Source organism: Rhodovarius sp. (genome assembly GCF_040399605.1).
GTDB classification, from domain to species: domain Bacteria; phylum Pseudomonadota; class Alphaproteobacteria; order Acetobacterales; family Acetobacteraceae; genus Rhodovarius; species Rhodovarius crocodyli_A.
The window spans coordinates 1-12197 of sequence record NZ_JBBARU010000015.1 but is presented as its reverse complement, the minus strand read 5'-3'; the positions used below and the strand labels follow the sequence as shown (position 1 = coordinate 12197).

Here is a 12197-nt window from a genome sequence, read left to right as displayed (position 1 = left end):
CGGATGCGTGGCTCCTGGGAGAGCATGTGCCTTGTTGCGGCCCGCGGCTCAAGCGGGGCGTTGCCAGCCTAAGACCGGCGAATATAAAAGGATTAAATTGACATTTAGGATTTAATTATGTATTTAAGCCGGGAAAGGAGAAGTCCTATGTCCTACCCTGTCCGCATAACCGACCACGAGCTCCGGGCCGCGATGAGAGACCCAAGATACTGGCAGCAGGGTCAACCGGAACGCAAAGCGTTCGTTACCTGGGTTACCCACGGCTGGAAGGCGCTGAATCCAGAAGGTGGCAGCGCCAAGACGCAGGTTTGGGTGAGAGCCTACATCAGGGAGGGCCATTCCGTCTCGTCGCATTGGCGAAGTCATTCACCGTCGCAAGAAAAGGTTCTTCTTACGAACGAGCGCGGGAGCGTGCCGCCGACATATGGCCAACGCTTGCCAAGCCCTCAGGACCCGGTTGGCCGATCCGGCAACCCGATCGAGATTTCACCCCGCACCAATTCTCCTGCGACCATAGACGGCCGGGGATACTCGGGGCACGCCCTTGATCGTATGCAGGGCCGAGGCCTGCCACCCATTGCAGTGGAGCAGGCAATACGTCCAGAAAATTTTGTTGGTTTGAGCCGCGGATTACGTCTCTATTGGGATAGTACAAATGGCGTTCAGGTCTTGGTCAACCCGCAAACCAATACCGTTGTGACTGCAACTTGGCGGAGCATCCCTCCACGCCTTCTCAGGAGCCCCGAATGACCAACGCCCCCAAACAACGCCATTATTCGGCGCCGCAGGATATTATTGAATCCATCAGCCGCTTTCGATTGGGAACATTATCTCTGGCAGCAACCCTGGATCGCCTATGGGCAGAAATTCATGATCTGCCCGAGGCACTCAGCGGGATTGTCGGTGACCTCGAAGACCAATGGAGCGAGATCGAAGCCGTCTATGCCCTCGCCGCAGAGGCAGAGCAGCCGAGGCTCGACCCAGGGCAGGCGAGCGATGTGCATGCATCGATGGACGCCATTATCGCCATTATGGAGCGTGCTTTGTGACGGAGCCTGCTGGCGGGGGGAAGCGCGCGATCACCCCACACCCGGACGCATAACGGAGAAAGCCATGACCTCAACCATTTATCGCTTGAACCATTACCACCCGCTTAGCATCGCTCAACCGGTGGACCGTGTTTCGTTCGACGGCAAAACCATCGGCAATTTCTCCACGCCGGAGCACGCGGCCCGCGCTCACGCCGCCGTCGCCGGGCAGGAGGGTTTCCGCGACTGGCCCGATGGGTTCAGGCTGCTGGAAATTCCGCTGGATCATGATTTTTTTGTTGAGGGCTTCATCCTTCATCCGGAAGGGGATATCGCATCGCGGGCGAGGGTTCCGGCGATGTCGGCAATGATACTGAAGTGGAGGAGTATGGCAGCGTCCCCCCCGAATACCCAGAAGAGCCGCTGCTGGGAGGACGGTTTCGTCAATGGCGATGAGGACTGAAAGCGGCAGGCCGCCGGCATGAAAGCCGCACCCTGGCTTTTCGTGCTGCTCTGGTCCGGCGGCTTCACCGCCGTGGCCATTGCCCTGCCCTATACCGAGCCGCTGACGCTGCAGGTTCTGCGCTATGCCGCGGTGGTTCTGCTGCTGCTGCCGCCGGTGCTGTTGCTGCGCCCGGCCTGGCCGGATGCGCGTGGGCTGCGGCACCTGGCCCGCATGGGGCTGGTGATACAGTTCAGCTATTTCGCCTGCACCAACCTGGCGCTGAGCTGGGGCATATCGCCGGGCGGGCTGGCGCTGATCGTGGCCTTGCAGCCCATCCTGGTGGCGCTGCTCTCGGCCCGGGTGACGGGCGATGTGGTGCCGCGCGCCGCCTGGGCCGGGCTGTTGATCGCCTTTTGCGGCGTGGCGCTGGTGGTGGTCTCGGGCTCGGCGGTGGCGGCGCGGGACTGGCCGGGGCTGGTCTTCGCCGTGATCTCGCTCGGCGCCATGACCACGGGCGCGCTGCTGGAACGGCGCGATGGTGCCCCCTGCCACCCGCTGGTCTCCAACCTCGTGCTCTATACGGTGGGGCTGGCGGCCACATTGCCGGTGGCCTGGGCGCTGGAAGACATGCGCGTGGTCTGGAGCACGGATCTGGCCTGGGGCCTGGGCTATCTCGTGCTGGTCAATTCCCTCATTTCGATGACGCTGCTGCTGGCCATGCTGCGGGCGGGCGAGGCGGCGCGGGTCTCCGCCCTGTTCTTCCTGGTGCCGCCCCTGGCCGCGCTGCTGGGCTGGGTGGTGCTGGGGCGCGAGGTGGCGCCGCTGGCCTGGCTGGGCACGGCGATTGTCGCGCTGGGGGTGATTTTGGCCCGCCGCGGAGCGGCTAGGTAACCCGCCGCGGAGCGGCTAGGTGACCCGCCGCGGAGCGGGCAAGTAACACGCCGCGGAGCGGCAAGGTAAACCTACCCCGCGATGGGCAGCCCAGCCCGTTGACCCAATCCGCCCGCACGTTCACGCTCACCCAAAAGGGAGAGCAAAGATGGCACATGCGGGTTTGAAGTTCGGCATCTTCATGGCGCCGTTCCATCGGTTGGGTGACAACCCAACCCTGGCCATCCACCGTGACCTCGAATTGATCGAACATCTCGACCGTCTGGGCTTTGACGAGGCCTGGGTGGGCGAGCATCACTCCGCCGGATGGGAGACCATTGCCAGCCCCGAGGTCTTCATCGCCGCCGCCATCGAGCGCACGCGCCATATCCATCTGGGCTCCGGCGTCACCTCCCTGCCCTATCATCACCCGCTGCTGGTGGCGCAGCGCTTTGTCCAGCTCGACCATATGTCGCGCGGGCGCGTCATGCTGGGCTGCGGCCCCGGCGCCCTGGCGAGCGACGCCTATATGATGGGCATCCCAGCCGAGACGCAGCGCCGGCGGATGGAGGAATCGCTCGCCGCCATCACCGCGCTCCTGGCCTGCGAGGCGCCGGTCTCCATGCAGACCGACTGGTTCACCCTCAAAGACGCGCGGCTGCACCTCGCACCCTATACCGCGCCGCGCTTCCCCATTTCGGTGGCCACCTCCACCACGCCCTCGGGTGCCATGGCCGCCGCGAAGCATGGCCTGGGCATGCTCAGCCTCGGTGCCGGCCTTCCCGGCGGCCCGCAGAAACTGGCCGAGCAATGGCGAATGGCCGAAACCGAGGCCGCAAAGCACGGCAAGACCATGGACCGGGCGAATTGGCGCCTGGTGGTCAACCTCCATGTCGCCGAGGATGACGAGACCGCCATCCGCCAGGTTCGCCTGGGCGAGCGTGCCGAGACCGAAACCTATTTCGGCGAGGTGCTGGCCCGGCCGCCCTCACGCTCGGAAAACCCGCTGGCCGATGGCCTGCGCGCCGGCACCACCCTGGTGGGCAGCCCCGATACGGTGGCCGATGGCATCGCCCGGCTGCTCAGCTTCACCGAAGGCGGCGCGGGCGGTGTGCTGTTCCGCGCGCATGATTGGGCCAATCGGCGCGACACCTGGGAAAGCTATGAGCTTTTTGCCCGCTGGGTGATGCCGCGCTTCCAGGGCTCACTTCGCATGCCCAGCGAAAGCCGGGAATGGTGCGTGGAAAACCGTGGCGGTATTTTCGCCCCCAATATCGCCGCCCTGCACAAGGCCTTTGCCGATGCCGGGCATGCAGTGCCGGAGACGGATAGGCTGAAGCTGCGGCAGGGTTAAACCTATAGCCGCGGCGAAACCCCGCTCACCCCGGTGGCCTGCTCCAATTGCGCCAGCGCCACCAGATAATTGGTCCGCGCCAGATTCGCCGCCAAACGTGTGGCGTTGAGCGTGCGCAGCGCGTCCAGCACCTCGAGCAGCGAGGAGCCACCGGCCGTATAGGCCTGTTCGGCCGAGCGATAGGCCGCTTCGGCCCGGCCCAGCGCGCCACCGGTATAGACGCGCAGAAGGTTGCGCGATTGTTCGACGGCGGACCAGGCAATGGCGAAATCCGCCCGGGCCTGCAGCAAGGCTGCGCGCGCCAGGGCATCGGCCTGGCCAGCCTGCCCGGCCGCCACACCCACATTCCCCTCGACGATGCGGCGGGTGAAGATCGGCACTGAAAGCTGCATGCTGAACTGGTCATTGGCCAGCAGCGGTATGGTGCCGGAGGGCACGTTCTGGTTCAGCCGGGTGCGGGCAAAGCCGGCATTGACGGTGACATCACGCCACCGCGTCGCCTCGACCAAGGCGAGATTTGCACCCGCTGCACTGGCCTGGCGCAGGGCGGCCACCACATCGGGGCGGTCCTGCACCGCAGCGCCCAGTTCCTCGCGGCCAATGCCCAGATCGGGGATGGTGTTGAAGCGGCCCTGCACGTCAAAGGCGATGGCGGAGAGCGTGGCGCGGACAGGGTCACTGCTCGTGGCGCCGCGGCGGGTGGGCACGGCTGGCGGCTCACCGGGGCGGAAATCCGCCGCATCGGCCGCCAGGGTCACCGCAATCTGCGCCACCGCCGCGGCATAGGCCTGGGCGTTGGTCACAACATCGTTTTCGAACACCACGCGGCTGGCCTGAAAGCGCAGCAGATCCCCCTCAGGGATGGCGCCATCGCGCAATTGCCGGCGCAGCAGCGCCTCGGTCCGGTCCAGTCCGGCGCGATTTGCCAGCGCTACCTCAAGATTGGCCCGCGCGCCCAGCGCGGTGAAAAAATTCTGCCGCAGCACATAAAGCTGGCTGCGCAGCGCATCGAGCACCTGCGCCTCGGCCGCGCCGATATTCTCCTCGGCCAGGCGGGTGCGCAGGGTGCGTTTGCCGCCCAACTCCACCAGTACCTGCAGCCCCACGGTCACATTGTTTTGCGGACCCAGGAAGCGCGCGCCGGTAATATTGGCGGTATTGGGCGAACCTGCGGCAGGCCGCCCGCCCTCATTGAACTGGCCGAAAGTATTGCCGGCCGACACCACCGCCGGCGGCAGCGAACTGGCCACCAGCCGCTGCGCCCGCGCCGAATCAACGCCGCGGCGGGCGGCGATGACCGCGAGATTGCGCTCCACCAGCAGCCGCTCGGCCTGTTCGAGGGTGATGACCTGGGTGCCGGGGGATAGCGGCATGGCAGCCTGGGCGGGCGTGGCCTGGCGCGGCGACTCGGCCCGGCCGGATGGGGCTGCGGCTGGCGGCTGTGGCTGTGCCAGCGCCGCGCCAGAGGCCACCAAAAGCATCAGTATCGGAAGTGATTTCATTCCGCCAACCCCGCCCGCGCCCTGCGCATTTGAATGAATTTTTCCGACTGGGCGAGGTCTCGCGGCCGGCCCAGCAGGTCGATCATCGCCGGAAACACCACCAGGATGAAGAACGGCACCAACCCGATGCCACCCACCACCACGATTGCCAAAGGCTTCTGCACATCCGAGCCGATGCCTGTCGAGAGTGCCATGGGCAGCAAGCCACAGAAGCTGGCGAAACAGGTCATCAGCACCGGGCGCATACGGTCCTCGCCCGCCAGGTCCAGCGCCTCGCGCCAGGGGTGGCCCTCGCTGCGGACATGGTTGAAATGCGAGAGGAAGATGATCCCCTCCATCACCGTGATGCCGAATAGCGCAAGGAAACCAATGGCCGCGGGGACCGAGAAATTCAGCCCCGCCAACGCCAGGGCCGCCACGCCACCTGAGATCGACAGCGGCACAATGCCTATCACCAGCAGCGTCTCGCGCAAATTGTTGAACTGCACATAGAGCAGCACCGCGATGAGCCCGAAGGCCACCGGCACGATGGTGGTCAGCCGCGCAATCGCCTCCTGCAGGTTCTTGAACTCACCCTCCCAGGAGAGGCGATAGCCCGGCGGCAGGGTTACCCGCGCAGCGACGGTGGCCTGCGCCTCCTGCACCGCACTCGAAGGGTCGCGCCCACGCACCGAGAAGCGCAGCGGCACATAGCGCGCCGAATCCTCGCGGTAGATATAGGCAACGCCGGCGCGCAACTCGATATCAGCCACATCGGCTAGCACCGCGCCACGCGGCCCACCCACCGGCACCCGGCCAATCGCCTCGACCGAATCGCGATAGGGCGCATCGAGGCGCACCATGATGGGGAAATTGCGGTCCGCCCCGCGCTCATAAAGCCGCCCCGCCTCGCGCCCGCCGATCGCCGCCTGCACGACATCATTGATGTCATCCATCTGCAGGCCGAAGCGCGCGGCGCGCGCCCTATCGATGGTAATCGCCACCGTGGGCTGGCCCAGGGTGCGGAAGACGGCGAGATCGGCAATGCCGGCCACCGGTTCGATGGCGCGGCGCACCTCCTCGGCGATGCGGGCCAGGATGTCCAGATCAGGGCCGAAGACCTTCACGGCATTGGCGCCCTTCACCCCCGATGCGGCCTCCTGGACATTGTCGGAGATCGCCTGGGCGAAGGCGAATTCAATGCCGATATAGCGCTGCATCAGCCGCGCATTGATCGCCGCCACCAGCCCGTCGCGGTTGGGTGCGGTGGTCCATTGATCGGGTGGCTTCAGCGGCACGAAGAATTCGGCGTTGAAGAAGCCCGCACTGTCGGTGCCGTCATCGGGGCGGCCCTGCTGGCTGGTCACCGTCACTGCCTCGGGGAATTCGGCCAGGATCTGGCGAATTCCCGTCACCGTGGCCTGGCCCTCTTCGAGGCTGATGGTGGCGGGCATGGTGGCGCGCACCCAGAGATTGCCCTCCTCCAGCGTGGGCAGGAATTCGGCGCCGAGCAGGCTGAACAGGAAGATGGTGGCGGCGAAAAGCCCGGCGGCCAGCACCAGGCACAGCGCGCGCGCCTGCATCGCGGCGGCATAGCAGCGCCGATGCACCCAGCGGCTGACGCGCACGATCAGCGTATCCTTCTCCGTGCTGTCCTCACGCAGCAGCACCGCCGCCAGCGCGGGGGTGATGGTGAAGGTGGCAAACAGCGCGCCGATGATGGCATAGGCATAGGTCTTGCTCATCGGCCCGAAGATCCGGCCCTCAATGCCGCCCAGGGTAAAGAGCGGGATGAAGGCGGCGATGATGATCAGCGCCGAGAAGAAGATGGCCTTATCCACCTCGGATGCGGCGCGCAGGATGGTCAATTGCACGCCCGAAAGCCCGGTGCCGCCGGAGACAGGCCCCTGATGCGGGTTGCGCCGGGCCAGGCCAAGATGGCGATAGATATTCTCCACCATGATCACGGTGGCATCCACCAGCAGGCCGAAATCCAAAGCACCCAGGCTGAGCAGATTGGCGCTCTCGCCGCGCACCAGCATGAGCAGGATGGCAAAGAAGAAGGCGAATGGAATGGTGGCCGCAATCACCACCGCGCCGCGGAAATCGCCCAAAAACAGCCATTGGATGATCAGGATGAACAGCACACCCTCGATGATGTTCTTCACCACCGTCTTGGTGGTGATCTTCACCAGATCCTCGCGGTCATAAATAGGCACGATGCGCACGCCAGGTGGCAGCACGCCGCCGGCATTGATCCGCGCCACCTCGGCCTGCACGCCATGGATGGTGGGCAGGGTCTGCTCACCACGGCGCATCAGCACGGTGGCCAGCACCACATCATCATCGCCCTCATGGCCAGCCACGCCCAGGCGCGGCAGGCTGCCGGTCTCCACCACCGCAATATCGCGCAGCAGGATGGGCGTGCCGCCGGTGCCGCTGCCGAGCACGATGTTGTTGATGTCATCGAGGCTGCGGATGAGGCCAATGCCCTGCACCACGGCCGATTGCGGCCCGATATTGATCGTGCCCGCCCCCACGGTGACATTGCCCAAGCGCACCGATTGGATCACCCGCGGCAAATCAAGCCCAAAGGCGTTCATCCGCGGCAGATCAATGACGACATTATAGGCCTTGGAGCGGCCGCCAAAGCTGGTCACATCCACCACACCGGGCACGCGCTTGAAGCGGCGGTCCAGCACCCAATCCTGCAAGGTCTTCAGTTCATCGGCGGAAAAGCCCGGCGGGCCGACCAGGCGGTAGCGCATGATCTCGCCAATGGGCGAGAGCGGCGAAATGGTGGGCGATACGCCCTCCGGCAGGCCCTGCAGCACGGCCAGGCGGTTGAGCACCTGCTGCAATGCCTGTTCATAGGTATAGGCGAAGGTGAACTGCACCCGCACATCGGACAGGCCAAAGAGCGAGGTGGAGCGGATGGTATTGAGGTTGGGCAGCCCCGCCATCGCCACCTCGATGGGGATGGTGACGTAGCGCTCGATCTCCTCAGCGCTCTGGCCGGTATTCTGGGTGATGATGACCACTTGCGGCGGTACCGGGTCCGGATAGGCCTCGATGTTCAGCCGCATGAAGCCGACAACGCCAGTGGCGATGAAAACGACGAACAGCAACAGCACCAGGGCGCGCCGCTGCAATGAAAAGGCCACTATCTGCCGCATGGTATTCTCCCGCGCCGCGAAGACGATTAGTCGATCCGCGCCGCACGATCGATGAACAAGGCGCCGCCAGTCACGATCCGCTCACCCGGCCGCAGGCCTTGCAGCACCTCCAGCGTATCACCGCTGCGATTGCCAATGCGGATGGAGCGCATGGCGAAGCGGTTGCCCTCCAGCGCCACCCAGACCGAGGCATCAGCGCCGCGATGGATCACCGCCAAGGCCGGCACCGCAGCATTGCGGGTCTCAGTCCCCACTGAAATCCTGAAGGTTGCGAACATCTCAGCACGCAGCACGCCGTCAGGGTCCTGGATTTCGGCCTGCACCATCATGCGCCGGGTTGCGGGGTCGAGCCCCGCGCCCATGCGCACGATGCGCGCGGTGAAGCTGCGCTCCGGCAGCGCGCCCAGCGCCACCTGCACCTCCTGGCCCAGGCGGATCAGCGGCACATCCAATTCACGCACCGCCGCCACCAGCCACATGGTGCTCAGATCGCTGATGGTCACCGCCGGGTCACCCTGGCCCGCGGTCAGCCACATGCCGGGCGAGACGCGGCGCTGCGTCACGGTGCCGGCGAAGGGTGCGCGCACCATCACCACGCCGCTGACCTGACGGCTGCGCTCGATTTCGGCAATCGCGGCAGCGTCACGGCCCAGCACACGCAGCTTGTCGCGCGCCGAATCAAGGCTGGCCTGGGCGATCGACACATCAGAGGTGGCGGAATTCAACGCCGCGCGCGCCTGCTCCACATCGCGCTGCGAGGAGGCGCGGGCGGCCAGCAGGTTCTGCTGCCGGGCATCCTCACGCCGGGCCTGGGCGAGGGTGTTCTGCGCTTTGGTCACGCCATCCAGTGCCGCCAGAAGGTCATTGGCCGCCTGGGTGACGTCTTGGGTTTCGACCTCGAAGAGCGGCGCGCCCTGCGCCACCCGCTCACCCAATTGGGCGAAGGTGCGGGTGACGCGGCCGGTGAAGGGCGCCAGCACCGGGGTGCTGCGGTCCTCATTGATCGAGATGCGGCCCTCGGCCACGCGCTCGGCCCGAAAATCACGGGCGATGACGGGTTCGATCCGCAGCGCGCGCATCTCATTGTCATTGAGGCGGAATTCACCCGCCGGCAGGGCCGGCGCTGCGGGGGCAACCGCCACCCGCGGCGCCTCCTGCTGCGGCCCCTTGAGCACCATGAAACCACCCGCCGCCGCCCCCACGCCCAGCACCAGCAGGCCAATCCACAGCCAGGGCTTGCCGGTGGCGGTATCGCTCACCGCCGCGGCATCATCCGCCCGGACCTCGGGCGCGGGGCTGGCCCGGCTGGCATCGGGCTTATTCGGCGATTCAATGGTGTTCATGGCGGTTCCAGGCAGAAACAACAGCGATCAATTCCATCACAAGCCCCGATTGCGCCGGCAAAATGGCGCCGCCAGGGCCTTTCCGCAGCGCGAAGCCGCGGGCCCGGTTCAGCTCCGCGTCAGGAAGCTGAACCATAGCTGAATGGGTCTCTATCGCATTCCTTCGCGAAAGGGAATTACAATCGCGCGCCTGAAGGTTACATCCTGATCAGATCACGAGTTCGATCAGGAAGGGGCCGGATTGGGTGAGGCTTTGCGCCAGCAAATCGCCCACCTGCTCGAGCGTCGTCGCCGTTGCCGCCTCCACGCCCAATGATTTGGCGAGGCTGGCCCAGCCGATATCAGGGTTGCCCAGATCCATCATATCCAGCGCCGTGCGGCCCGGATTGGCCCCCACACCCTGATATTCTCCCAGCAAAATCTGATATTTGCGGTTGGAGAGGATGATGGTGGTGATGGGCAGCTTCTCGCGCGCCTGGGTCCAGAGCGCCTGCACGGTGTACATCGCACTGCCATCGGCCTGCAGGTTGATCACCCGGCGGCCGCCGCCACCCACCGCCGCCCCGGTCGCCAGCGGTAGGCCACAGCCAATGGCTCCGCCGGTGATCTGCAACCATTCATGCGGCGCTGCGGCATAGGTGTGGGGGAAGAAACCGCGCCCATAGCTCACCGCCTCATCAACGATGATGGCATCCTCGGGCATCAGCGCCGCCACGGTGCGGGCCAGGCCTTCCGGCGTGGGCGGGCCGCGCTCCACCGAGGGCTTGGGCCCCGGGTCGGGCATGGCCACCGCCGCCGGGCAGCCCAGTTCATCGGCCAGCGCCCGCAGCGCGCTCTCGGCATCCTGCTCCGGGCGCGTCAGCACCGTGATGCCGGCATCCTCCGGATAATGCTTCGAGGGCTTGTTGGGATAGGCGAAAAACCCAATCGGCGCCTTGGAGCCAACCAGGATGATCTCCCGCACCGAGGCCAGCGCCGCAATCGCCTGATCCGCCGGATAGGGCACCCGCTCCAGTTGCAACCGCCCCTGGCCGCGCTGAAACCGGCTATTCGAGGTCTCAGCCATCAGCCGCACGCCGGTCTTGGCATGGATGCGCTGGGCCTGCTTTTGCGCGGCTTCCGAAATCGCCATATTGCCGCCCAGCAGCAGCAGCACATTGCTCTTCTCCCGCAGCACCCGCGCCGCGGCGCGCACCGCCGAAGGGTCGGCCTGCGGCACCGCCGGCACCGGCAGCGGCGCCGCCACCACGCCGCCGGGGTTCCAGCAGGTGTCGGAGGGCAGGATCATCGTTGCGATCTGCCCGGGCGAGGAGCGCGCCGCCTGCACCGCCACCATCGCATCGCGGCCCACATCCTCCGCCCGTTGCGAGGTGCGCACCCAGCCCGAGACACCGCGGGCAAAACCCTCAGTGTCGCCGGTCAGCGGTGCGTCATATTGCCGGTGATAGGTCGCATGGTCGCCCACGCAATTGACGATGCCGCTCTTCGCCCGCTTGGCATTGTGCAGATTGGCCAGGCCATTCGCCAGGCCCGGCGCGCAATGCAGCAAGGTGACCGCGGGCTTGCCCGCCATGCGCCAATAGCCATCGGCCGCGCCGGTCACCACATTCTCCTGCAGGCCCAGAATGCAGCGCATGCCCGGCACCCGGTCGAGTGCGGCCACGAAATGCATCTCGGAGGTGCCGGGATTGCTGAAGCAGACATCCACCCCCGCGCCCAGGAAACTATGCACCAGGCTCTCGGCGCCATTCATGTCGCTCACGCGTTCTCTCCCTAAAATTCCGCGTGAGCCTGCCCAGCCCAGGCCAGTTGGGCAAGAGGCGGCGGTGGTATTCCACCAAATGCCAGCTATGGTCTCAGGCATGCAAAAAGCGCTCACCCTTGGTTTCATCGCCGGTATCCTGGCCGTGCTGGTCTTCCACCAGGGCACGGCCTTCCTGCTCAATACTTATGGCAATGATATGCCGGGGGTGGTGGCCATTTTCGGCCGCACCGGCCCGGCCTTTAACATGAACCCCTTGCCGCCACTTGGCGTGCCCACCGTGGCGAGCCAGGCCTTTTGGGGCGGGGTTTGGGGCATCATTCTGGCGATGATCCTGCGCGCAACCCCGGTGCCGGATGCGCTGTTTGGCTTTGTCTTCGGCGCCCTGGCGCTGAGCCTGGTGGCCTTTACCCTGGTGGCTTCACTGAAAGGCCTGCCCAGCTTCGCTGGCGGTAACCAGCAGGTCTGGGCCAGGGCGGCCTTGCTGAATGGTGCCTGGGGATGGGGCACGGCGATGCTGCTGCGGCCTTTGGCGCTGCGTGGCTAGGCGCATTTTCAAGCCTTGCGGCTTGGCAAGGCGAACCAGAGAATTCGATAAAACAAAGGCTTGCGCATCATCCGTTCAAACGGAATCGTTTGAGCGGATAAAGATGCTCGACAAACAAAAGCTCAGAGCCTGTGCAGTGAGCCGAGGCGAAAGGAACAGGCTCTATAGCCGTTTCACCGTCTTCGCTTCCG

The 12197-nt window shown here is 65.6% G+C and carries 9 protein-coding genes; 5 read left to right on the top strand and 4 right to left on the bottom strand.

Annotation, left to right across the window (positions count from 1 at the left end):
• Positions 1-746 precede the first annotated feature (746 nt).
• From ABWP84_RS06620 to ABWP84_RS06605, 4 genes are all read left to right on the top strand, one after another.
• Complete coding sequence (locus ABWP84_RS06620; RefSeq protein WP_353211219.1) at positions 747-1049, top strand: hypothetical protein; 303 nt, start codon at positions 747-749, stop codon at positions 1047-1049.
• A gap of 64 nt (positions 1050-1113) precedes the next feature.
• Complete coding sequence (locus ABWP84_RS06615; protein ID WP_353211218.1) at positions 1114-1491, top strand: hypothetical protein; 378 nt, start codon at positions 1114-1116, stop codon at positions 1489-1491.
• Positions 1492-1509: 18 nt separating this feature from the next.
• Positions 1510-2364, top strand: a complete 855-nt coding sequence (locus ABWP84_RS06610) for a DMT family transporter (RefSeq protein WP_353211217.1) — start codon at positions 1510-1512, stop codon at positions 2362-2364.
• A gap of 148 nt (positions 2365-2512) precedes the next feature.
• Positions 2513-3697, top strand: a complete 1185-nt coding sequence (locus ABWP84_RS06605; RefSeq protein WP_353211216.1) for an LLM class flavin-dependent oxidoreductase — start codon at positions 2513-2515, stop codon at positions 3695-3697.
• 2 nt (positions 3698-3699) lie between these two features.
• On the opposite strand, the gene ABWP84_RS06600 is transcribed toward ABWP84_RS06605, so the two are convergent.
• The 4 genes from ABWP84_RS06600 to ABWP84_RS06585 all read right to left on the bottom strand — a co-directional run bounded on the left by ABWP84_RS06600 (position 3700) and on the right by ABWP84_RS06585 (position 11450).
• On the bottom strand, positions 3700-5199 hold the full coding sequence (locus ABWP84_RS06600) for a TolC family protein (protein ID WP_353211215.1): 1500 nt from the start codon (positions 5197-5199) through the stop codon (positions 3700-3702).
• The gene (locus tag ABWP84_RS06595) at positions 5196-8354 is read right to left on the bottom strand and encodes a CusA/CzcA family heavy metal efflux RND transporter (protein ID WP_353211214.1); all 3159 of its coding nucleotides are present in this window, start codon (positions 8352-8354) and stop codon (positions 5196-5198) included. Before ABWP84_RS06595 ends, ABWP84_RS06600 begins: the two co-directional genes overlap by 4 nt.
• A 26-nt stretch (positions 8355-8380) precedes the next feature.
• On the bottom strand, positions 8381-9697 hold the full coding sequence (locus ABWP84_RS06590) for an efflux RND transporter periplasmic adaptor subunit (protein ID WP_353211213.1): 1317 nt from the start codon (positions 9695-9697) through the stop codon (positions 8381-8383).
• Positions 9698-9905: 208 nt separating this feature from the next.
• Complete coding sequence (locus ABWP84_RS06585; RefSeq protein ID WP_353211258.1) at positions 9906-11450, bottom strand: acetolactate synthase large subunit; 1545 nt, start codon at positions 11448-11450, stop codon at positions 9906-9908.
• A 109-nt stretch (positions 11451-11559) separates the two neighbouring features.
• Between ABWP84_RS06585 and ABWP84_RS06580 the strand changes: the two genes are divergently transcribed.
• Entirely contained in the window at positions 11560-12006 is a 447-nt protein-coding gene (locus ABWP84_RS06580) for a hypothetical protein (protein ID WP_353211212.1), read from the top strand.
• The last annotated feature ends 191 nt before the right edge of the window (positions 12007-12197 follow it).

What these genes read in the sequence shown, in the direction of transcription:
- ABWP84_RS06600 (WP_353211215.1), bottom strand. Translation starts at nt 5,199, where the DNA reads ATGAAATCACTTCCGATACTGATGCTTTTGGTGGCCTCTGGCGCGGCG.
- ABWP84_RS06595 (WP_353211214.1), bottom strand. Translation starts at nt 8,354, where the DNA reads ATGCGGCAGATAGTGGCCTTTTCATTGCAGCGGCGCGCCCTGGTGCTG.
- ABWP84_RS06590 (WP_353211213.1), bottom strand. Translation starts at nt 9,697, where the DNA reads ATGAACACCATTGAATCGCCGAATAAGCCCGATGCCAGCCGGGCCAGC.
- ABWP84_RS06615 (WP_353211218.1), top strand. Translation starts at nt 1,114, where the DNA reads ATGACCTCAACCATTTATCGCTTGAACCATTACCACCCGCTTAGCATC.
- ABWP84_RS06610 (WP_353211217.1), top strand. Translation starts at nt 1,510, where the DNA reads ATGAAAGCCGCACCCTGGCTTTTCGTGCTGCTCTGGTCCGGCGGCTTC.
- ABWP84_RS06585 (WP_353211258.1), bottom strand. Translation starts at nt 11,450, where the DNA reads ATGAATGGCGCCGAGAGCCTGGTGCATAGTTTCCTGGGCGCGGGGGTG.
- ABWP84_RS06620 (WP_353211219.1), top strand. Translation starts at nt 747, where the DNA reads ATGACCAACGCCCCCAAACAACGCCATTATTCGGCGCCGCAGGATATT.
- ABWP84_RS06580 (WP_353211212.1), top strand. Translation starts at nt 11,560, where the DNA reads ATGCAAAAAGCGCTCACCCTTGGTTTCATCGCCGGTATCCTGGCCGTG.
- ABWP84_RS06605 (WP_353211216.1), top strand. Translation starts at nt 2,513, where the DNA reads ATGGCACATGCGGGTTTGAAGTTCGGCATCTTCATGGCGCCGTTCCAT.